This window comes from Herbiconiux sp. SALV-R1 (assembly GCF_013113715.1).
Taxonomy (GTDB): Bacteria; Actinomycetota; Actinomycetes; order Actinomycetales; family Microbacteriaceae; genus Herbiconiux.
The window spans coordinates 1,333,396-1,355,057 of record NZ_CP053344.1 but is presented as its reverse complement, the minus strand read 5'-3'; the positions used below and the strand labels follow the sequence as shown (position 1 = coordinate 1,355,057).

17 protein-coding genes are annotated in these 21,662 nt (G+C 68.5%); 5 read left to right on the top strand and 12 right to left on the bottom strand.

Features of this window, described 5'->3' with window-relative positions; genetic code table 11:
* Positions 1-24: 24 nt before the first annotated feature.
* Positions 25-1,134: a polyprenyl synthetase family protein gene (locus HL652_RS06565; protein ID WP_171704585.1), complete on the top strand. Its 1,110-nt coding sequence runs from the start codon at positions 25-27 to the stop codon at positions 1,132-1,134.
* Positions 1,135-1,194: 60 nt separating this feature from the next.
* Here the strand turns inward: HL652_RS06565 and HL652_RS06560 are convergent, their stop codons facing one another.
* Complete coding sequence (locus HL652_RS06560) at positions 1,195-1,554, bottom strand: Rv2175c family DNA-binding protein (protein ID WP_171704584.1); 360 nt, start codon at positions 1,552-1,554, stop codon at positions 1,195-1,197.
* Positions 1,555-1,606: 52 nt separating this feature from the next.
* Here HL652_RS06560 and pknB point away from each other — a divergent pair, with 52 nt between their 5' ends.
* Positions 1,607-3,595, top strand: a complete 1,989-nt coding sequence (gene pknB, locus HL652_RS06555; RefSeq protein ID WP_171704583.1) for a Stk1 family PASTA domain-containing Ser/Thr kinase — start codon at positions 1,607-1,609, stop codon at positions 3,593-3,595.
* A gap of 238 nt (positions 3,596-3,833) precedes the next feature.
* Here pknB and HL652_RS06550 read toward each other — a convergent pair.
* The 5 genes from HL652_RS06550 to HL652_RS06530 form a co-directional block, all read right to left on the bottom strand.
* Positions 3,834-4,993 (bottom strand): IS3 family transposase gene (locus HL652_RS06550; protein ID WP_253743689.1). Its coding sequence is split into 2 segments (ribosomal slippage): positions 3,834-4,705 and positions 4,705-4,993, totalling 1,161 coding nucleotides; the frame shifts between segments, so codons are not numbered across the junction.
* A gap of 119 nt (positions 4,994-5,112) precedes the next feature.
* Positions 5,113-7,317: a cell wall-binding repeat-containing protein gene (locus tag HL652_RS06545; RefSeq protein WP_171704582.1), complete on the bottom strand. Its 2,205-nt coding sequence runs from the start codon at positions 7,315-7,317 to the stop codon at positions 5,113-5,115.
* A 53-nt stretch (positions 7,318-7,370) separates the two neighbouring features.
* A complete protein-coding gene (locus HL652_RS06540) occupies positions 7,371-8,717 on the bottom strand; it encodes a class II 3-deoxy-7-phosphoheptulonate synthase (protein WP_171704581.1) in 1,347 nt (448 codons plus the stop codon).
* 59 nt (positions 8,718-8,776) lie between these two features.
* The gene (locus HL652_RS06535) at positions 8,777-9,478 is read right to left on the bottom strand and encodes a lysophospholipid acyltransferase family protein (protein WP_171704580.1); all 702 of its coding nucleotides are present in this window, start codon (positions 9,476-9,478) and stop codon (positions 8,777-8,779) included.
* The gene (locus HL652_RS06530; RefSeq protein WP_171704579.1) at positions 9,478-10,428 is read right to left on the bottom strand and encodes an ROK family glucokinase; all 951 of its coding nucleotides are present in this window, start codon (positions 10,426-10,428) and stop codon (positions 9,478-9,480) included. Before HL652_RS06530 ends, HL652_RS06535 begins: the two co-directional genes overlap by 1 nt.
* Positions 10,429-10,545: 117 nt before the next feature.
* On the opposite strand from HL652_RS06530, the gene HL652_RS06525 reads away from it, so the two are divergent.
* A complete protein-coding gene (locus tag HL652_RS06525; protein ID WP_171704578.1) occupies positions 10,546-12,369 on the top strand; it encodes an AMP-dependent synthetase/ligase in 1,824 nt (607 codons plus the stop codon).
* Between the two features lie 91 nt (positions 12,370-12,460).
* On the opposite strand, the gene HL652_RS06520 is transcribed toward HL652_RS06525, so the two are convergent.
* Both HL652_RS06520 and HL652_RS06515 read right to left on the bottom strand, forming a co-directional pair.
* Positions 12,461-12,952, bottom strand: a complete 492-nt coding sequence (locus HL652_RS06520; RefSeq protein ID WP_171704577.1) for a peptide deformylase — start codon at positions 12,950-12,952, stop codon at positions 12,461-12,463.
* 53 nt (positions 12,953-13,005) lie between these two features.
* On the bottom strand, positions 13,006-16,419 hold the full coding sequence (locus tag HL652_RS06515) for a pyruvate carboxylase (protein WP_171704576.1): 3,414 nt from the start codon (positions 16,417-16,419) through the stop codon (positions 13,006-13,008).
* A 75-nt stretch (positions 16,420-16,494) separates the two neighbouring features.
* Here HL652_RS06515 and HL652_RS06510 point away from each other — a divergent pair, with 75 nt between their 5' ends.
* The gene (locus tag HL652_RS06510; RefSeq protein ID WP_171704575.1) at positions 16,495-17,304 is read left to right on the top strand and encodes a ParA family protein; all 810 of its coding nucleotides are present in this window, start codon (positions 16,495-16,497) and stop codon (positions 17,302-17,304) included.
* Positions 17,305-17,993: 689 nt separating this feature from the next.
* Here the strand turns inward: HL652_RS06510 and HL652_RS06505 are convergent.
* From HL652_RS06505 to HL652_RS06495, 3 genes are all read right to left on the bottom strand, one after another.
* Complete coding sequence (locus tag HL652_RS06505; RefSeq protein WP_171704574.1) at positions 17,994-18,542, bottom strand: MerR family transcriptional regulator; 549 nt, start codon at positions 18,540-18,542, stop codon at positions 17,994-17,996.
* A 172-nt stretch (positions 18,543-18,714) separates the two neighbouring features.
* On the bottom strand, positions 18,715-19,413 hold the full coding sequence (gene ftsR, locus HL652_RS06500; RefSeq protein WP_171704573.1) for a transcriptional regulator FtsR: 699 nt from the start codon (positions 19,411-19,413) through the stop codon (positions 18,715-18,717).
* Positions 19,413-19,898, bottom strand: coding sequence for an FHA domain-containing protein (locus HL652_RS06495; protein ID WP_171704572.1), 486 nt, complete (start codon positions 19,896-19,898; stop codon positions 19,413-19,415). The genes ftsR and HL652_RS06495 overlap by 1 nt, the downstream gene beginning before the upstream one ends.
* Positions 19,899-19,998: 100 nt before the next feature.
* On the opposite strand from HL652_RS06495, the gene HL652_RS06490 reads away from it, so the two are divergent.
* A complete protein-coding gene (locus HL652_RS06490) occupies positions 19,999-20,835 on the top strand; it encodes a DUF1295 domain-containing protein (protein ID WP_171704571.1) in 837 nt (278 codons plus the stop codon).
* On the opposite strand, the gene HL652_RS06485 is transcribed toward HL652_RS06490, so the two are convergent.
* Positions 20,828-21,658, bottom strand: a complete 831-nt coding sequence (locus tag HL652_RS06485) for an aldo/keto reductase (RefSeq protein WP_171704570.1) — start codon at positions 21,656-21,658, stop codon at positions 20,828-20,830. The two genes, HL652_RS06490 and HL652_RS06485, sit on opposite strands and share 8 nt — an antisense overlap.
* Positions 21,659-21,662 lie beyond the last annotated feature (4 nt).

The following is a 21,662-nucleotide window of genomic DNA, read 5'->3' as shown; positions in this document are numbered from 1 at the left end:
GCTCGGTCTAGCTAGGCTAGGCGAGTGATGGAAAGCCCGCGCCTAGTCAATCTCGTCGACGCCAGAATCGCTGAATTCCTCACGTCCCGTGATCCCATTCTCCGACGCATCGCGCCCGAGCTCACGCCCTTCGCGAGCTTCTCGCGGGATCTTCTCAGCGGCGGCAAGAGGTTCAGGGCGCAGTTCTGCTACTGGGGCTGGCGGGCCGTGGCGCCGGCGACCACCGCATCCGCTGTTCCCGGTGAGACGGAGCTCGACGCGCTGGTCGATCTGTGCGCCGGGCTCGAGCTCTTCCACGCCGCGGCGCTGGTGCACGACGACATCATCGACAACTCCGACACCCGGCGCGGCGGGCCGAGCGTGCACCGTCGCTTCGAGGCGCTGCACCGCGACGAGGGGTGGCGCGGCTCGGCGGCCGAGTTCGGCGAGGGCGGGGCGATCCTCCTCGGCGACCTGCTGCTGGCCTGGAGCGACGAGCTCATCGCGCACGCCATCCTCGAGGCGCCGTCGCTCGCCACGCACGTCGCCGCGCGGGCCGCCCTCGACGAGATGCGCACCGAGGTCACCCTCGGCCAGTACCTCGACCTGCAGGAGGAGCGGGCGTGGGCGACGGCCGATCCCGAGCAGGCGCTCGCCCGTGCCGAGCGGGTCATCGTGTACAAGTCGGCGAAATACAGCGTCGAGGCGCCCCTCGTCATCGGCGCATCGCTGCGGGGAGCCACGCTCGAGCAGGTCGAGGCGCTGCGCGGCTTCGGCCTGCCGCTCGGCATCGCCTTCCAGCTGCGCGACGACCTGCTCGGCGTGTTCGGCGACTCGGCACGCACCGGCAAGCCGAGCGGCGACGACCTGCGCGAGGGCAAGCGCACCGTGCTGGTCGCGCTCGCCCGCACGCGGCTCGACGCGTCGGCGAGGCGGCTGTTCGACGAGCTGCTCGGCGACCCCGAGCTCGACGAGGGTCAGATCAGGATGCTGCAGAGCACCATCCTCGACACCGGCGCGGTCGGCGACGTCGAGACGATGATCGACGCGCGCTACCGGGAGGCGCTCGAGGTGCTGGCCGGGGCGCCGGTCGGCGACACGGCGCGCGCGGAGCTGGCCAGCCTGGCGCGGGTGATCACGCAGCGGGAGGCGTAAGACCGTCGGGCGCCGTCTGGCGCCGTGGCGTCTCGCCGGGTCTGCGGTCGAACTCGAACCCTAGAAGGCGAGCGCCTGCGCCACCCGGCGCACCTCGGTCTTGCGACCGGAGCGGAGCGCATCGATGGGTGCCGCATCCAGAGTCTCGTTCTGCTCGAGCAGCCACTCGACGATCTCGTCGTCGCTGAAGTGGTTGTCGGCGAGCAGGATGACGGTGCCGCGGAGCTCCTTCAGGGGTTCGCCGTCTTTGACGAAGCTCGCCGGAACCTTGAGCACGCCGTCGCGACGCACCGCGACGAGCGAGCGCTCCTCGATCACCCTCCGCACCTTGCTCTGGGTGAGGCCGAGCACCTCGACCAGATCGGGAATCGTCAGCCATTCGGTGGCGGGCAGATCAGTCACAGGTACAGATTGCCACATCACCCGGTGTCTATGCGGCTATCTCGATGGGTCGCTCTCTAGACTCGGAGCTGTGACCAGCGCGCCCCCCGACCCCATGATCGGACGTCTCATCGACGGCCGCTATCAGGTCAAGTCGCGCGTCGCCCGGGGCGGCATGGCCACGGTCTACCTCGCCACCGACCTGAGGCTCGAACGCCAGGTGGCCATCAAGATCATGCACGGGCACCTCGCCGACGATGCGGCGTTCAAGGAACGCTTCGTGCAGGAGGCGCGCTCGGCGGCCCGCCTCGCGCATCCGAACGTCGTCAACGTCTTCGACCAGGGGCAGGACAGCGACATCGCCTACCTGGTGATGGAGTACCTGCCCGGCGTCACCCTGCGCGACCTGCTGAAGGACTACGGAAAGCTCACCACCGAGCAGACCGTCGACGTGATGGATGCGGTGCTCGGTGGCCTCGCCGCCGCCCACAAGGCCGGCATCGTGCACCGCGACCTCAAGCCCGAGAACGTGCTGATGGCCGACGACGGGCGCATCAAGATCAGCGACTTCGGCCTCGCTCGGGCCGTCTCGGCGAACACGGCGACCGGGCAGGCGCTGCTCGGCACCATCGCCTACCTCTCCCCCGAGCTGCTCACCCGGGGAACGGCGGATGCGCGCAGCGACATCTACGCGGCCGGCATCATGATGTACGAGATGCTGGTGGGCGCCCAGCCCTACGTGGGTGAGCAGCCCATGGCCATCGCGTTCCAGCACGCCAACGACCAGATGCCGGTGCCGAGCGCCGCGAACCCGTCGGTGCCGGAGCAGCTCGACGACCTGGTGCTGTGGGCGACGGCGAAAGACCCGGCCGACCGGCCGACGGATGCGCGCGAGATGCTCGAGCGGCTGCGCATCGCCGAGATCGAGATCGCCGGGGCGCGGCCGTCGTCGAACACGACCCAGCGCACCGCGGTCATGCCCGCCGCCACCTTCGACGCCGACCTCGACCACGCCCAGACCCAGGTTCTCGAGTCGCACCGTCGCACGGGGGCGATGGCTGCCGTCGCGGCACCTGCCGCCCCGAGCTTCGACACGACGATCGCCGCGCCGGCCCCCTCGCCCCGCACGCCTCCGTCGACCGTCGACAAGGTCGGGCGCAAGGCGGCGACGCGTCGCAAGCGCGGCTTCTGGATCTTCGCGATCGTCCTCGTCGTCGCCGCCGCGCTCGGTGGCGGGGCCTGGTGGTACGGAGCCGGACCAGGCGCCGTCACCACCGTGCCCGGTCTGGCCGGTTCGCAGCCCGCCGACGCCGAAGCCACGCTCGCCGGGCTCGGCTTCACCACCGATCAGGAGCCCACCGCGAGCACCGATGTCCCCGCCGGAACGGTCATCGGCACCGATCCCGGTGAGGGCGCCTCCGCTCCGAACGGATCGAACGTCACGATCCTCGTCTCCTCAGGGCCCGCGATCATCGCGGTGCCCACCGACAAGCTGGCGGGGCAGGACGAGGCGACGGCCCGTGCCGCTCTCGAGGCCGCCCCGTTCACCGTCGCCGACACGCAGCGCCGCTTCGACGGCGAGGTGCCTGCCGGCATCGTCATCGCTGCGCTCGGCGCCGACGGCAACCTGCTCGGAGACACCTACGGCGAGCTCCAGCCGGTCACCCTCATCGTGTCGGCGGGCGCCGTCCCCGACGTGGTCGGTCAGACCCTCGAGGAGGCGCAGGCCACCCTGTCGGCGGTCGAGCTCGCCGGGGTCGAGGGCACGCACGACTTCAACGACGACATCCCCGAGGGCCAGGTGTACCAGGCGGTTCCCACCACCGACCCCATCCGCCCGGGCGACTCGATCACCCTCAACATCTCCCGCGGCCCCGAGCCCGTCGCCATCCCCAACGTCGTCGGCCTCACCTGGGACGAAGCCCGCCCCCAGCTCGAAGACGCCGGCTTCGCCCTCAGCTACCCGCCCATCGGCGACATCCCCGGCACCGGCGGCCTCCTCAAAGTCACCGCCCTCTCCCCCAACGGCGGCACCTCCGCCCCCCGCGGCTCCACCATCACCGTCTCCCTCGGCCTCTAGCCCCGCACCGCCGCGCCCCGCATTGTCGGCTCGCCCTCTTGGTCGCACGAAGTGCTCCCTCAGCGCACGAAGCCAGCACTTTGCGCGACCAACCTCCCGCAGAGCGCACACTCCCTCCCTCGTAGTCGCTCAATGTGCTCTCTCAGCCCCGCAAGAGAGCACATTGAGCGACCAAAGCAGGGCAAAGAGCTAGGGCGCACACACATGGGACTGCTGAAGGTCTTGGTGACTCTTCTCGTTAGGCCGCGGATGCGGCCGGTGTGGTCATAATTGCTTCGAACTCGACGGGCGTCAACTTGCCGAGGACACGTTGCCGGCGACGCCGGTGGTAGGTCCGCTCGATCCAGGTCACGTTGGCGAGGCGGAGATCGTCTCGGGTGGGCCAGCGGCGGCTGTTGAGAACGTTCTTCTGCAGCAGAGCGAAGAACGACTCCATGGGCGCGTTGTCTCCGGCGGCGCCGACTCTGCCCATGGAGCCGACGAGCCCGTTCCGGTCCAATTCGGCCTGGAATCGCCGCGAACGGAACTGGCTGCCCCTATCGCTGTGAACGGTCGTCGCGGTCGGGTTGCGGCGCTGGATCGCCATCCGCAGCGCCGACACGGCGAGCTCTGACGTCATCCGTTCGTTGATCGAGTAGCCGACGATCCGGTTCGACCAGACGTCCTTCACGGCGCAGAGATAGACCTTCCCCTCGCCGGTCGGGTGTTCGGAGATGTCGGTGAGCCAGAGCCGGTCAGGACCGGTCGCGGTGAACTCCCGCCGGACGAGATCGTCGCGCACCGGCGGGCCGACCAGACGGCCCTTGCCGCGGCGTTTGCGGATGAATGCGCTGAAGATCTCATTCTCGGAACACAGGCGCCACACCCGCCGCTCCGACGCGGTGAACCCGGCCGCGGCGAGCTCGTCGGCGATGAACCTGTAACCGAACGCCGGGTCGTCGGCATGCACGTCGATCGCCGCGTTGGTCAGCTGCGCGTCGTCCCAGTCCCGTCGCGAGACGGGATCCTGCAGCCACCGGTAGTACGGCTGTTTCGCGAACTTCAACACCCGACACGTCACCGCGACGGGGATACCGTCGGCGGCGAGTTCACTCACGAGCGGGTAGAGCCTTTTGGGCCAGACAGGTTCGCCTGCGACAGATACGCCGCCGCACGCCAAAGGATCTCGACCTCCTGCTCGAGCAGCTTCACCCGCTTACGCAGCTCACGGTTCTCAGCCGCTTCGCTCGAGCTGACACCGGACCGCCGACCACCGTCGACCTCAGCGATCTTGACCCATCGCTGCACGCAGGACTCGGAGATCCCGAAGTCCTTCGCGATCTGCGCGAACGACGACTCCCTCCGCAACGCAATAGCAACGACGTCGTCCCGGAACTCCCTGGGGACCGGTTTAGGCATGAGGACATCCTTCCAGCGGTGACGAATCACCACAGATCAGGAGTCACCCAAACCCTCAGCAGTCCCACCATATGACTCCGCCGTCCCAAGAGAGCACTTTGTGCGACCAACGCGTGGGCTCAGGGGCGCAAGTAGGTCCCCAGTTCGGCAACCACAGCGTTCGAAATGGTGTTGGGGCCACCCAGCACGACGATGCGGAGGGGCTTGAAGCTGCTGAGGACTGCCTTCGTCGCGTCGGGGATGGAGTTCTTGGTCACCAGCAACACCGGCGCGTACTCTTGTACCGCTGACGCGCTCGCCGACAGCGCATCGGGATAGTTCTCGCCCGACGCGATGTACACGATTCCGCTTGTCGACCCGAACTCTGGCAGCAGTGCAGCTGCGACCGCGTAACGATCAACGCCCCCCACCCGCCGTGTCGTGGCCACCGTCCCCAATTTCTGCACCACGGCGTCGGAGACCGAGTTCGCGCCCCCCAGCACGAGAACCTCAACCGTGCCAATGCGCGTGATCTCGTCGAGGGTCGTCTGACTGACGCTGTCGCGTTGAGTCAACAGCACCGGCGCCCAGCGATTACCCGCGAGAGCGGCACCCGCCAGAGCATCGGGAAAGTTCTCGCCCGACGTCACGATGACTTTCTGCCCTGACACGAACGACTCGCGCGCCCACGACTTCAACACCTCGATGGACGTCGCGTACCGGTCGCTGCCTGATGCCCGGACGACCTGCGTCGCGTAGCCGGCGAGACTTGACACGACCGCCTCATCGATGGTGTTGAGTCCACCCAGCACGACGATCCGGTGCGGCTTGAGCCGAGCCAGCTCAGTGAGCACGACATCGGGGATCGACTCCTTCCGGGCCAGCAGCACGGGCCCGCTCTGCACGCCCGCCATCGCACCACCGGATAAGGCATCGGCATATCCCTCCCCCGACGCTAGATAGACCACAGGCACGTAGGGCGGGAACACCTGGGCCGAGATCTTCGCCGATACCTCGTAGCGGTCAGCTCCGCCGATGCGCTCGACCGTACGCGCCGAATGACTCTGCGACGCATAGACCTGCTGCCCGGTCACCGCGGGCACGAGGTTGTCGGCGGAGGTCTCGAAGAGCACGACGCTCGCGTCGTCATCGACTGCAAGCCCTCCGGGAGAGTGATTGGCGAGCCGACCCTCGGACGTCCGCGAGGCGATGCGCAGTCCGTAGGCCCAGATGTCCCCCACGTACACCTGCGGGCTCCCGTCGGCACCCGCGACGAGTTGCGTCGCCGTCGACACGTAGGCGAGGTCATGGCCGTCCGCGCTCAGGGCGGGACCGTACGACTCGCCATCGCCCGCGGTTTGGCGGTGAGGGGTCATGCTGACGAGCCGTGGGTAGGAGTCTCGCATCTCCCTCACGAAGATCTGCCGTTTGCCGTTGACGGGCCGGAACGTGATGTCCGTCGACGTGCTCACGAAGGCGATCGTGCCTCCGTCGGCCGAGACGCTGGGCGACGTCGACGTCCCGTTTCCGAAGCCACTCACGTTCTCCGCACCGAACGAACGGCTCCATCGGAAGACTTCGGGTCGCATCGACGAGCTGCCGCCAACCTCCATATCGGTCGCCGTGAACGCGATGACGGTTCCATCACGCGAGATCGATGGCTGTGAACTTCCGCCTACGCTGGCGGTGCCGGTATCGCTCGTGCTGATCAACGTCACCTCACCACTGGCGAGGTCAGTCTTATAGATCTGCTGTTTGTTGTAGGTGGGGATCGCTGCCACGTTCGTGGCTGAGGTGACGAAGGCCAGGGTGGTGCCGTCGCCCGAGAGGTCGAGATCATCGACCGGACGATCGAGGGTGGCCACCGAGACCAGCTCGATACGGGCGGTATCGCGGCTCCACAGGTACGCCCTCGCTTCTGTCGAGACGGGAGTAGTTAGCAGATCACTCGCCAGCGACAGAAACGCCACACGAGATCCGTCGTCGGAGATCGCCGCACCCCATGACGCGAAATTACCGGACCTACTGCCGTCGGGCACCGCGCTAATGAGCCGGATCGACCCGGTCGCCGTGTCACGGAGGTAGATGTGCGTGTAAGCGGCTGTCGGGGTGGAACTGAGGTCGTGCGACGACGAGGTGAAGACCGCGTACCGCCCATCGGGCGTGATGTCCGCCTCCGTGGAATCGCCATCGCCACCTCGCCCCGGCTCGTCGCGCGGCGTGCTCACCACCTGGATCGGCGGTGGCGTGGCCGCGACCTCCTCGCCCACGGCCGCCCCCGGCACCACGAGCATCCCACCGACACCGACCGCCACCGCCACCAGCGCACGCAGAAGCCTTCTCATAGCTGAGAATCTATCAGCTCTGAGAAGGCTTCTGAAGAGGCCGACGGGAAGGGCTAGCTGCGACGCCCTCCGGGGGAGGCGACGAGCTCCTCGGCCACGAGGAACGCGAGCTCGAGCGACTGCATGTGGTTCAGGCGCGGGTCGCAGAGCGACTCGTAGCGGGTGGCGAGGGTGGCCTCGTCGATCTGCTCGGAGCCGCCGAGGCACTCGGTCACGTCGTCGCCCGTGAGCTCGACGTGGATGCCACCGGGGTGCGTGCCCGCATCACGGTGCGCTTCGAAGAAGCCCTTCACCTCGTCGACCACGTCGTCGAAACGACGGGTCTTGTACCCGGTGGGGGTGGTGAGTCCGTTACCGTGCATGGGGTCGGTGACCCACAGCGGCAGCGCATCCGCCTTCTTGATGGCCTCGAGCAGCGGCGGCAGCGCGTCGCGGATCTTGCCCGCCCCCATCCGCGTGATGAAGGTGAGACGCCCGGGCTCGCGGTTCGGGTCGAGCTTGTCGATGAGGCGCAGCATGTCGTCGGGCGAGGTGGTGGGCCCGAGCTTCACACCCAGCGGGTTGCGCACCCGCGAGAGGAAGTCGACGTGCGCGTCGTCGAGGCCGCGCGTGCGCTCGCCGATCCAGACGAAGTGCGACGAGGTGTTGTACGGCGTTCCGGTGCGCGAGTCGATGCGCGTCATGGGCCGCTCGTAGTCGAACAGCAGCGCCTCGTGCGACACGAAGAACTCGGTGCGCTTCAGCGCCTCGAAGTCGGCGCCGCACGCCACCATGAACTTCACCGCACGGTCGATCTCGCCCGCCAGCTGCTCGTAGCGCACATTCGCCGGGTTCGAGGTGAAGCCCTTGTTCCAGGTGTGCACCTGCCGCAGGTCGGCGAAGCCACCCTGCGTGAACGCCCGGATGAGGTTGAGCGTCGACGCCGCCACGTGGTACCCGTCGAGCAGACGCTGCGGGTTCGCGGTGCGCGACTCGGGGGTGAAGTCGTAGCCGTTCACGATGTCGCCGCGGTAGGCCGGCAGCGTCACGCCGCCCCGCGTCTCGGTGTCGCTCGACCGGGGCTTCGCGAACTGACCCGCCATGCGCCCCATCTTGATGACCGGCATCGAGGCGCCGTAGGTGAGCACCACGGCCATCTGCAGAACGGTCTTCACCCGGTCTTTGATCTGGTCGGCGGTGGCCCCGGCGAAGGTCTCGGCGCAGTCGCCGCCCTGCAGGAGGAACGCCTCTCCACGAGCAGCGGATGCGAGCCGATCGCGCAGGTTGTCGACCTCACCGGCGAACACCAGCGGCGGCAGCGTCGCGATCTCACGCGACACCGCCTCGACGGCGTTCTGGTCGGGCCACTCCGGCTGCTGCTTCACCGGGAGGGTGCGCCAATAGTCGAGACCCGCGATCACAGACTCATCCGCTTCGACGATTTGCTCTGTTGGATCTACCACTGACTTGTTCCCTGTATCTATCTGGTGTTCGTCCGCGCGACTCTCGCGCGTTTCTCCTTGACCGAAGTCGCGTACACATCGGAGTATTCCTGGCCGCCCAGGCGGTGGAGCTCGTACATGATCTCGTCGGTCACGGAGCGGAGGATGAACCGGTCGGATTCCAGCCCCTCGAACCTACTGAAATCTAGTGGCTCGCCGATGATGATGCCAATCCGCATGATCTTCGGCAGGCGCTTCCCGATCGGCATCACCTTCTCGGTGTCGATCATGGCGACAGGGATGATCGGGACGTGCGCCTCGAGCACCATGCGGGCGACGCCGGTTCGGCCCCGGTACAGCTTGCCGTCGGGGCTGCGCGTGCCCTCGGGGTAGATGCCGAGCAGGTCGCCCTTGGCCAGCACCCCGAGACCGGTGTTGAGGGATGCTTCGGACGCCTTGCCCCCCGCCCGGTTGATGGGCAGCTGCCCCGCAGCGTTGAAGAACAGCCGCACCAGGAAGCCCTTGATGCCCTTGCCGGTGAAGTACTCGCTCTTCGCCAGGAACGACACCTGCCGGTCGACGACCACCGGCAGGAACACCGAGTCGCTGAACGACAGGTGGTTCGAGGCGAGGATCGCCCCGCCCTTGGCCGGGATGTTCTCGAGCCCGATCACCCACGGCCGGAACAGCGTCTTCAGCACCGGCGCGACGAGCAGGTACTTGGCGAGGAAGTAGAACATCAGATCGACTCCGCGTAGTGCCGGGCGAGGTCGGCCGCGCCCACGACCCCGGCGTCGTTGACGAGCTCGGCGATGGCGAAGGCCGGCTCGGGGTGGAAGCCCCGCGCCGGCAGCGCGTCGAGGAAGGCGTGACGGATGGGGTCGAGCAGCAGATCGCCCGACTGAGCGACCCCGCCGCCGATGACGAACAGCTGCGGGTCGAGCACCGCGGCGAGACTGGCGCAGGCCTGCCCGATCGAGGTGCCGAGGGTGCGGAGGGCGGAGAGCGCTCCGGGGTCGCCGATCTGCACCAGCTCGCTCACGTCGAGCCCGGTGAGCACTCCCCCGTTGCGCACCCGAACGGATGCGAGGGCCTGCCCGATGCCGCCGGCGTCGGCGAGCTCGTTGGCGATGCGGAGAAGTGCCCGCCCTGATCCGTACTGTTCGATGCAGCCGTGGGCACCGCATCCGCAGGGCAGGCCGTTCGGGACGACCCGCATGTGCCCGAGCTCAGCACCCGCGCCGAAGCCGCCGCGGAACAAGCGGTCTTGGCTGACGATGGCGCCGCCCACGCCGGTGCCGATGGTGAGGGTGACCATGTCGCTCACCAGGCGCCCGGCGCCGAAGCGGAACTCGGCCCACCCAGCGGCGTTGGCGTCGTTCTCGATGACGATGTGCTTGTGCAGCCGGGCCTCGAGCTTCTCGCGGAAGGGCTCGTTGCGCCAGCTGATGTTGGGCGCGTAGTAGACGATCGACTGCGAGGCGTCGATGAACCCGGCGGCGGCGACTCCGACGGCGGCGATCTCCTCGCCCTCCGAGAGCTTCTCGACCATCTCGACGACCGTGTCTTCGATGACCTGCGGCTCCGACGCCGAGGTGGGGTGCCGGTCGTGCTTCACGATGGTGCCGAACTCGTCGACGACGGCCCCCGCGATCTTCGTGCCACCGATGTCGATTCCGATGGCGCGCATGCAGGCGTGTCCTTTCGACGGGTTCGAGTCCGCTGGTTCGAGGCCTCCCCGGGAAGCCGGAGGTGCACCAAGTAGAGTGTAGATGAGATGCACTCGACCGGTACCGAAGGAGCTGCCGTGGACCAGTATTTCGTCCCTCCCGTCGTCACAGCCGATCCGGAGGCGAACACCACCGATCTTCTGATCGAGCGCGTTCGCCTCACCCCCGATGAACCGTTGTTCGCCGTTCCCGACGGAGCGGGCTGGAAAGACGTCAGCGCCGCCGAGTTCCTCGCCCAGGTGAAAGCGGTGGCCAAGGGCCTCGTCGCCTCGGGCATCGAGCCGGGCGACAAGATCGGCCTCATGTGCAAGACCCGCTACGAGTGGACGCTGATCGACTTCGCCACCTGGTTCGCCGGTGCCGTGCTCGTTCCCATCTACGAGACCTCGTCGCCTGCGCAGGTGCAGTGGAACCTCAGCGACTCCGGCGCCACGGCGATCATCGTCGAGACCGCCGACCACTTCGCCCGCTTCGACGAGGTGCACCCCGACCTTCCCGAGGTCACCCGGGTGTGGCAGGTCGACCTGGGCGACCTCGACAAGCTCGCCGCCTCGGGCTCCGCCGTCTCCGACGAGGAGATCGAGCGCCGCCGGTCGCTGGCGAAGGGCTCCGACCTCGCCACCCTCATCTACACCTCGGGCACGATGGGGAAGCCGAAGGGGTGCATCCTCACCCACTCGAACTTCGTGGAGCTGTCCCGCAACGCCGCGGTCGCCATGGCCCCGATTCTCGCGAACGGGGCGTCGACGCTGCTGTTCATCACGACGGCCCATGTCTTCGCGCGCTTCATCAGCATCCTGTGCGTGCACGGCGGTGTGAAGGTGGGCCACCAGGCCGACACGAAGCAGCTGCTGCCGGCGCTCGGCTCGTTCAAGCCGACCTTCCTGCTCGCGGTGCCCCGCGTGTTCGAGAAGGTCTACAACTCGTCGGAGCAGAAGGCCGAGACCGGCGGGAAGGGCAAGATCTTCCGCCGTGCCGCGGCGGTGGCGGTCGAGCACTCCGAGGCGCTGGATGCGGGCAAGGTGCCGCTCGGCCTGCGGCTCAAGTTCGCCCTGTTCGACCGCCTGGTGTACTCGAAGCTGCGGGCGGCGCTCGGCGGCCGCGTGAAGTACGCGGTGTCGGGCTCGGCGCCGCTCGGGCACCGGCTGGGGCACTTCTACCGCAGCCTCGGCATCACCATCCTCGAGGGCTACGGCCTCACCGAGACCACGGCGCCCGCGACCGTGAACCTCACCGACAAGTTCAAAATCGGCACCGTGGGGCCCGCGCTCCCGGGGGTGGGGCTGAAGATCGCCGACGACGGCGAGATCCTGGTGGCGGGCGTGAACGTGTTCGCCGGGTACTGGAAGAACGAGGCCGCGACGGCCGAGGTGATGGACGGCGAGTGGTTCCACACCGGCGACATCGGTGCCCTCGACGACGAGGGCTTCCTCACCATCACGGGGCGCAAGAAGGAGATCATCGTCACGGCGGGCGGCAAGAACGTGGCGCCGGCCGCGCTCGAAGACCCCATCCGGTCGAACCCGCTGGTGGGACAGGTCGTGGTGGTGGGCGATCAGCGCCCGTTCATCTCGGCGCTCATCACGCTCGACGCCGAGATGCTGCCGGTGTGGCTGGCGAACAACGGCCAGCCGGGCGACCTCACGCTCGCGCAGGCAGCCAAGAACCCGGCTGTGCTCGCCGAGATCCAGCGGGCCGTCGACGCGGCGAACACGCTGGTGTCGCGGGCGGAGTCGATCCGCAAGTTCGAGGTGCTGCCCGACGACTTCACCGAGGCGAGCGGGCACCTCACCCCCAAGCTCTCCATCAAGCGCGCCGTCATCGTGAAGGACTACGCCGCCGTCATCGACGGCATCTACTCCGCCGCCCCCGCCACGGAGGGCGTCTCCCTCACCCACTGACGTTCGAAACCGCAAACGTCGCGGCATCCAAGCCCCCTACGGGGCCGGATGCCGCGACGTGTGCGCTTCTGAACGCCAGAACGCGAGAACGCTAGAACCAGCGGGACTCGCGCACCTGGCGCATGGCCTCGCGGCGGGTGGGCTTGTCGAGGCGGTCGAGGTACAGGAGGCCGTCGAGGTGGTCGGTCTCGTGCTGGAGCGCCTGGGCCATGACGCCGGTGCCCGAGACCTCGACGGGGTTGCCGTCGAGGTCGATGCCGGTGGCCCGGGCGAACGGGTAGCGCTGGGTCTTGAACCAGAGCTCCGGCACCGAGAGGCAGCCCTCGTCGACGAGCTCGGGCTCACCCGAGAGCTCCACCAGCACGGGGTTGAGGATGTACCCCACCTCTCCGTCGACGTTGTAGCTGAACGCCCTGAGGTTCACCCCGATCTGCGCCGCCGCGACACCCGCCCGGCCGGGCACCTTCACGCTGTCGAGCAGGTCTTCGACGAGTGCGCGCACGCGGTCGTCGATGTCGACGATCGGGTCGGAGACGGTCTTCAGCACGGGGTCGCCGAACAGGCGGATGTCACGGACGGTCACGGTGCTCTTTCGGGGTGGGGACTCGGAGGGAGTGGACTGAGCGGGAACGCGGCTCAGGCGGAGGGTGCGACGACCACGATGAGGTCGCCGGCCTCCACCTGCTGGGTGGTGGGGATGGCGAGCCGCTGCACGACCCCGGCCACCGGGGTGGTGATGGCGGCCTCCATCTTCATGGCCTCGATGGTGGCGACCGGGTCGCCCGCGGCGACGGTGGCGCCCTGCTCGACCTTCAGCGTGACAACTCCCGAGAAGGGCGCGGGCACCTGACCGGCCTGGTTCGGGTCGGCCTTCTCGGCGCTCTTGGTCTCGACCTTCACCTGGCGGTCGCGCACGTTCACCGGGCGCAGCTGCCCGTTGAGCGTGGTCATGACGGTGCGCATGCCCTTCTCGTCGGCCTCGCCGATGGCCTCGAGTCCGACGAACAGGCGCACGCCCTTGTCGATCTCGACGACGTGCTCGACGCCGGCGGTGAGGCCGTAGAGGTAATCGACGGTGTCGACGACGCTGAGGTCGCCGAACAGCTCCCGCTGCTGCTCGAAGCTCGCGGTGGGCGCGGGGAAGAGCAGCCGGTTGAGGGTGCTGCGCCGCTCGGCCGAGCCGGCCTCGGGGGCGAGGGCTGCAGCATCCGTCTCGCTGATCGGGGTGACCTCGACGTTCACGGTGCGGCCCTCAAGAACCTTCGAGCGGAACGGCTCCGGCCATCCGCCCGGCAGTTCGCCGAGTTCGCCGGCCATGAAGCCGATGACCGAGTCGGGGATGTCGTAGTTGCCCGGGTTCTCGGCGAAGTCGGCGGGGTCGGCCTTCACCGCGGCGAGGTGCAGCGCGAGGTCGCCGACGACCTTCGACGAGGGGGTGACCTTCGGGATGCGGCCGAGGATCTGGTTCGCGGCGGCGTAGAGGTCTTCGATGAGCTCAAAGTCGTCGGCGAGACCGAGCGCGATGGCCTGCTGGCGCAGGTTCGACAGCTGCCCGCCCGGGATCTCGTGCTTGTACACACGCCCGGTAGGGCCGGGCAGGCCCGACTCGAACGGCCGGTACACCTGGCGCACGGCCTCCCAGTAGGGCTCGAGGTCGCTCACGGCAGCGAGGCTGATGCCGGTGTCGCGCTCGGTGTGCGCGAGCGCCGCGACCAGAGCGGATGCGCTGGGCTGGCTGGTCGTGCCCGCCATCGGAGCAGCGGCCACGTCGACGGCGTCGGCCCCGGCAGCACTCGCGGCGAGCAGGGTGGCGAGCTGCCCGCCCGCGGTGTCGTGCGTGTGCACGTGCACCGGCAGGTCGAAGCGTTCGCGCAGCGCCGACACGAGCGTGGCCGCGGCGGCCGGGCGGAGCAGGCCCGCCATGTCCTTGATGGCGAGCACGTGGGCGCCGGCCTCGACGATCTGGTCGGCGAGCTTCAGGTAGTAGTCGAGGGTGTAGAGGTCTTCGGCGGGGTCGAGCAGGTCGCCGGTGTAGCAGACGGCCACCTCGGCGATGGTCGAGCCGGTGGCGAGCACCGACTCGATCGCCGGGCGCATCTGCGACACGTCGTTCAGGGCGTCGAAGATGCGGAAGATGTCGACACCGGTCGCTGCGGCCTCCCGCACGAACGCGTCGGTCACCTCAACGGGGTAAGGGGTGTAGCCGACGGTGTTGCGGCCGCGCAGCAGCATCTGGATCGCCACGTTCGGCAGCGCCTCGCGTAGCGCGGCGAGCCGCTCCCACGGGTCTTCGCCGAGGAAGCGGAGCGCGACGTCGTAGGTGGCGCCACCCCACGCCTCGACGCTCAGCAGCTCGGGCGTCATGCGGGCGACGTAGGGGGCGACGGCGACGAGGTCGCGGGTGCGCACGCGCGTGGCGAGCAGCGACTGGTGGGCGTCGCGCATCGTGGTCTCGGTGACGGCCAGCGCGGTCTGGGCCCGGAGAGCATCCGCGAAGCCCTTCGGCCCCAGCTCGAGCAGCCGCTGACGCGAACCCGCGGGGGCCGGCTGCGAGAGGTCGATCGCGGGCAGCTTCACAGCGGGGTCGGCGCCGGGCGGGCGTGCACCGTGCGGCTGGTTGACGGTGACGTCGGCGAGCCAGTTGAGGATCTTGCCGCCGCGGTTCTTCGAGCGGTGCCCGTCGAGCAGCTGCGGACGCTCCTCGATGAAGGAGGTCGACAGGTCGCCCGCGATGAAGTCGGGGTCGTCGAGCACCCCCTGCAGGAACGGGATGTTCGTCGACACACCACGGATGCGGAACTCCGCCAACGCACGACGCGCACGACGCACGGCGGCCGGGAAGTCACGCCCGCGGCAAGTCATCTTCGCCAGCATCGAGTCGAAGTGGGGGCTGATCTGCGCTCCCACGTCGACGGTGCCGCCGTCGAGACGCACGCCCGCACCGCCCGGGGAGCGGTAGGCGGCGATCTTGCCGGTGTCAGGCCGGAAGCCCGCCGTCGGGTCTTCGGTGGTGATGCGGCACTGCAGGGCGGCGCCGTGCAGCACGATGCCGTCTTGGGTGAGACCGAGGTCGGCGAAGGTGGTGCCCGAGGCGATGAGCATCTGCGACTGCACCAGGTCGACGTCGGTGACCTCCTCGGTCACCGTGTGCTCCACCTGGATGCGCGGGTTCATCTCGATGAAGACGTGCTGACCCGCGCGCTCCCCCACCGTGTCGACGAGGAACTCGACAGTTCCCGCGTTCACGTAGGAGATGGACTTCGCGAACTTGATGGCGTCGGCGTGGAGGGCGGCGCGGAGCTCGTCGGAGATGTTCGGCGCCGGGGCGATCTCGACGACCTTCTGGTTGCGACGCTGCACCGAGCAGTCGCGCTCGTACAGGTGGAAGGTCTGGCCCGCGCTGTCGGCGAGGATCTGCACCTCGATGTGACGCGGGCGCAGCACCGCCTGTTCGAGGAACATGGTGGCGTCGCCGAACGCGCTGTCGGCCTCGCGCATCGCCGCCTCGAGCGCCGGGCGGAGCTCTTCGCGGGTCTCGACCCGGCGCATCCCTCGGCCGCCGCCGCCCGCGACCGCCTTCGCGAACACGGGGAAGCCGATCTCGTCGGCGGCCTGCAGCAGAACCTCGATGTCGGTCGTCGCCGGCGACGACTTCAGCACCGGAACACCCGCCGCGATGGCGTGCTCCTTCGCGGTGACCTTGTTGCCCGCCATCTCGAGCACGTGCTCACCGGGGCCGATGAAGGTGATGCCGTTCTCGGCAGCAGCCTTCGCGAGTTCGGGGTTCTCGGAGAGGAAGCCGTAGCCCGGGTAGATGGCGTCGGCGCCACTCTCCAGGGCCACCCGGATGATCTCCGACACGTCGAGGTAGGCACGAACCGGATGCCCCACCTCACCGATCTGGTAGGCCTCGTCGGCCTTCAACCGGTGCATCGAATTGCGGTCTTCGTAAGGGAACACCGCGACCGTCTTCGCACCCAGCTCGTACGCTGCTCGGAATGCACGGATCGCGATCTCGCCGCGGTTGGCTACCAGGATCTTCTTGAACATCGAGACCTTTCAGGCACATGCGCGCACAGCGAACAGTTAGGTACTCATACCCTAGTGAAGGTAACGTATTCGATTGTGCATGTACTCAGCGTCTCGTCCCTCAAGGGTGGTGTGGGCAAGACCACAGTGACGCTAGGCCTCGCATCCGCCGCGTTCGCGAAGGGCCTGCGTACTCTCGTCGTCGACCTCGACCCCCAGTCCGACGTGTCGACCGGCATGGACATCCGTGTCGCCGGTCACCTCAACGTCGCCGATGTGCTCGCCTCGCCGAAGGAGAAGATCGTGCGCGCCGCGATCGCCCCCTCGGGGTGGACGAAAGACCGCGGCGGCAAGATCGATGTGCTTATCGGCAGCCCGTCGGCGTTGAACTTCGACGGGCCGCACCCGTCGATCCGAGACATCTGGAAGCTCGAAGAGGCTCTCGCCACGGTCGAGAACGAGTACGATCTCGTGCTCATCGACTGCGCCCCCTCGCTGAACGCGCTCACCCGCACCGCCTGGGCCGCCTCCGACCGCGTCTCGGTCGTCACGGAGCCGGGTCTGTTCTCGGTCGCCGCTGCCGACCGTGCACTGCGGGCGATCGAGGAGATCCGCCGCGGACTCTCGCCCCGCCTCCAGCCGCTCGGCATCATCGTCAACCGTGTGCGCTCCCAGTCGCTCGAGCACCAGTTCCGCATCAAAGAACTCCGCGACATGTTCGGGCCGCTCGTGCTCTCGCCCCAACTGCCCGAGCGCACCTCGCTCCAGCAGGCCCAGGGCGCCGCGAAGCCGCTGCACGTGTGGCCCGGCGAAGGCGCCCAGGAGATGGCCCGCAACTTCGACCTGCTCCTCGAGCGCGTCATGCGCACCGGGCGCGTCGGCGAGTACGCAGAGCTGAAGGCGTAGCGAGCTGGCGGTAGCGAGTTACTCGCAGGCTGGGTCGCGTTAGCGAGTTACTCGCAGGCTGGGTCGCGTTAGCGAGTTACCCGCAGGCTGGGTCGCGTTAGCGAGTTACCCGCACGCTGGGTCGCGTTAGCGAGTTACCCGCAGCTTGGGTCGCGTTAGCGAGTTACCCGCACGCTGGGTCGCGTTATCGAGTTACCCGCAGCCTGGCTCGCGCTGTGTTTGCTGCCGGTGGGGCCGTGCTTCGCGCGGCTCCACCGGGGCGCGCCGCCGCTTCTGCGGCGCGCCGCGACATGTGAGCACGCGGTCGCTGACGCGGCCACGCACTCACCTTGGGTCGTCGATAAAGGCCTGTTGCGTTGAGACCCGTTCCCACGAGCAACCCGCACATGCGAGGCCCGTCCTACGAGCAACCCGCACGTGCGAGGCCCATCCGCGAGCAACCCCGCGTGGCAAGGCTCGTCCCACGAGCAGCCCCACAATGCGAGGCCCGTGCGGCAGTCGACCGGAGGCTGCAGGCCGCGCTCAGACGACCCAGGGTGAGTGCGTGGCCGCGTCAGCGACCGCGTGCTCACATGTCGCGCGGCGCCGGGCAAGGACCGGCGACGCCGGTCGCAGCCGCGCGCAGCACGGCCGCGACCGCAGCCAGCACAGAGGCGGAGCCGATCCGGCCGCGCGGCGAGCGGAAGGCGCTACGAGATCTTGCGAGCAGCCCTTCGCGCCGCGAGCTCATCGGCCGGATCGGCGACCGCCGGATCGAGGTCGACCAGCGAGTTCTCGACCTCGCGGAGGACTTTGCCGACGGCGATGCCGAAGACGCCCTGGCCGCGGCTGACGAGGTCGATGACCTCGTCGTTGGAGGTGCAGAGGTAGACGCTGGCGCCGTCGCTCATGAGGGTGGTCTGGGCGAGGTCGTTGATGCCGGCTTCGCGGAGCTGGTTGATGGCGGTGCGGATCTGCTGCAGCGAGATGCCGGTGTCGAGGAGGCGCTTGACGAGCTTGAGCACGAGGATGTCGCGGAAGCCGTAGAGGCGCTGCGAGCCGGAGCCCGCCGCGCCACGCACGGTGGGCTCGACGAGCGCGGTGCGCGCCCAGTAGTCGAGCTGCCGGTAGGTGATGCCGGCGGCGCGTGCTGCGACGGCGCCACGGTAGCCCTCGGCGTTGTCGAGGTCGGGCAGTCCGTCGGTGAACAGGAGACCGAGGTCGTAGCGAGAATCGTCGTTCTTGCTCAGCTCGCTCATCAGGGCCTTCCCTCTCCATGGCACGGCCGTGCGGCGCGTTCACCCCACGCTATCGAGGCGAGCACCCCGGAGCAACGACATCCACCACTCGCGTGCGGCGTGTCGCGAACCGGACCCGCGAAGCGCGCAAGCCGCGCGCGCCGCGCACGCCGCGTGAACCGCGTGACCCCGCTCACGGCGCGATCCGCCCGAGCGCCGACCTGATGAGGCTCGACCGCACGATCTCGAGCTGACCGGCGATCTCGAGCGCCAGTTCGGCGACCTTCGCCCGGCTCGACGGGTCGCGGCGCTTGGCGACGGGCATGAGGGCGCTCTCGATGAGCCCCAGTTCGCGCTCGGTGGCCTGCTTGAACCCGCGCAGGTGCCGCGGCTCGATTCCCGAGCGCTGCAGCTCGACCAGCGCCTTCATGACGTTGAGCGCGTCTTCGCCGTAGCTCTCGGCCGGGCTCAGCACCTGTGCCGAGAACGCGTCTTGCACGAGCATGGGGGTGGCGCCCGCCTCGCGGGTGAGTTCGTCGCGGCTGAGCCGGCGCCCGGTCTGCAGGATGGACGACCCGCCCGGCAGCACCGCCCCCGGCATGGGCGGGTTGAGACCGGCGTCGACGTCGGCCAGGTAGTCCTTGATGACGGCGAGCGGCAGGTAGCAGTCGCGCTGCAGCCCGAGGATGAGCCGCAGGCGGCTGAGGTCGTTCTGCGAGAACTTGCGGTAGCCCGAGGGTGTGCGGGCGGGATGCACGAGCCCGCGCTCCTCGAGGAACCGCAGTTTCGAGGGCGTGAGGTCGGGGAACTCGGTCGTGAGCTTCGCGAGCACCTGACCGATGCCGAGCAGGTGACCCGACGGTGTTGAAGACGACTGTGCGGCGCTCGGCACTACTGGCCCGCGGCGCTCACCACGTCGATGCGTGATGGGTAGAACGTGAGGCGGAACTTGCCGATCTGCACTTCGGCTCCGTCGTCGAGGAGCGCTTCTTCGACCCTGACACCGCCCACGTAGGTGCCGTTCAGCGAACCTAGGTCGCGCACGACGAAGGAGTGGCCGTGCCGCGCGAACTCGGCGTGACGGCGCGAGACCGTGACGTCGTCGAGGAAGATGTCGGCGTTCGGGTGACGCCCAACCGTGGTGACCGCGGTGTCGAGGAGGAAGCGTGCGCCGGCGTTCGGGCCGCGGCGCACGATGAGCAGCGCCGAACCCGACGGCAGCGCCGCGATCGACTCGAGCTCCTCAGAGCTGACACCGCCCTCGAGGGCCGCGAGCTGGGCGGCGAACTCGCCGGTGAGCGAGATGGTGGTGTCGCCGGTGGGCGGGTTGACAGGGATGATCTTCGTGCGGTCGTCTTCGCTGTTACTCGTGGTCATCCCTCATGCCCTCCTTGCTCCCCCCAGCGTAGTGGATGACGGGCACCGCCAGACCCGCGAATTCCCTCTCCGTTCTCCGGGCGCCGCCTAAGATGTGCGCATGGCTCCGCTCGTCGCCTCGCTCTGGGTTCTCGTCGTGTCGTGCGCCGTCGTCTGGGTGCTCTCGCTGCTGACGCGGGAGTACTCCTGGGTCGACCGCCTCTGGTCGGTCATCCCGGTGATCTACCTCTGGATCTTCGCCGGCGCAGCCGGTTTCTCCGACCTGCGCCTGAACCTCATGGCCGTCGTCGTCACCCTGTGGGGCGCCCGCCTCACCTTCAACTTCGCCCGCAAGGGCGGCTACGGGCGAGGCGGCGAAGACTACCGCTGGGCGGTGCTCAGGGGCCGGATGTCGCGGGCGCAGTTCCAGCTGTTCAACCTGTTCTTCATCTCGGCGTACCAGAGCGTCATCCTCTTCCTCATCGCCATGCCCGCGTTCACCGCCTTCCAGCACCGGGCGACCCCGTTCGGCGCCCTCGACGCCGTGCTGCTCGCGCTCGTCGTCGCGTTGCTCGTCGGCGAGACCGTGGCCGATCAGCAGCAGTGGGTGTTCCACCAGGGCAAGCGGGCGGATGCGCGGGCCGGCCGGGAATCGAACCTCCGCTTCCTGCAGACGGGCCTCTTCCGCTTCTCGCGGCACCCGAACTTCTTCTTCGAGCAGGCGCAGTGGTGGGTGCTCTTCTTCATCGGAGCCGTGTCGGCAGGGTCGCTGCTGCAGTGGACCGTGGCGGGGCCAGTGCTGCTCACCGCCCTGTTCATCGGCTCGACGATCTTCACCGAGAGCATCACGCTCTCGAAGTACCCCGAGTACGCCGACTACCGTCGACGCACCTCGCCGCTGGTGCCGTGGTTCCCGCGCTCGCGAGAACGGGAACCACGGCCCGCGCGCGTCAGTTGACCTTGAGCGGGTGACTGCCGCCCCTGCCGTCTTCGCCGCGGTCGAGGCCCGCGATGGCGGCGATCTCGCTCTGACTGAGCTCGAAGTCGAAGACGTCGAAGTTCTCGGCCATGCGGTCTTTGTTGTTGCTCTTCGGAATGACGATGTTGCCGATCTGCAGGTGCCAGCGCAGGATCGTCTGCGGCACGGTCTTGCCGTGGGCCGCCGCGATGCCGGCGAGCTCCTCCGACCGGTTGATCTTGCCCTGGCCGAGCGGGCCCCAGGCCTCGATGGCGATGCCCTGCTCGGCGGCGTAGGCGCGCAGCTCGGTCTGCTGGAAGTCGACGTGCAGTTCGACCTGGTTCACCGCGGGCACGATCTGCGTCTCGGAGATGAGGTGCTCGAGGTGGTCGATGGTGAAGTTCGAGACACCGATGGCCTTGGCCCGGCCCGATTCGAGGATCGACTCGAGCGAGCGCCACGCCTCGAGGTAGCTGTCGCGCTCGGGTGCCGGCCAGTGGATGAGGTAGAGGTCGACGTAGTCGAGCTGCAGGCGGGCGAGGCTCTTGTCGAAGGCCTCGAGGGCGTTGGCCTGCTGGTCGTTCCAGAGCTTCGTGGTGATGAAGAGCTCGTCGCGGTCGAGCGACGACTCCTTCACCGCGTGGCCGACGCCTTCTTCGTTGTGGTAGATGGCGGCGGTGTCGAGGTGCCGATAGCCCACGTCGAGGGCGTCGCGCACCACGCGACCGGTCTTGTCGGGGTCGACCTTGAACACGCCGAAGCCGAGCTGGGGGATGTCGATGCCGTTGTTGAGGGTGACGAGGGGCACGGAGCTGTCTGTCATTCCT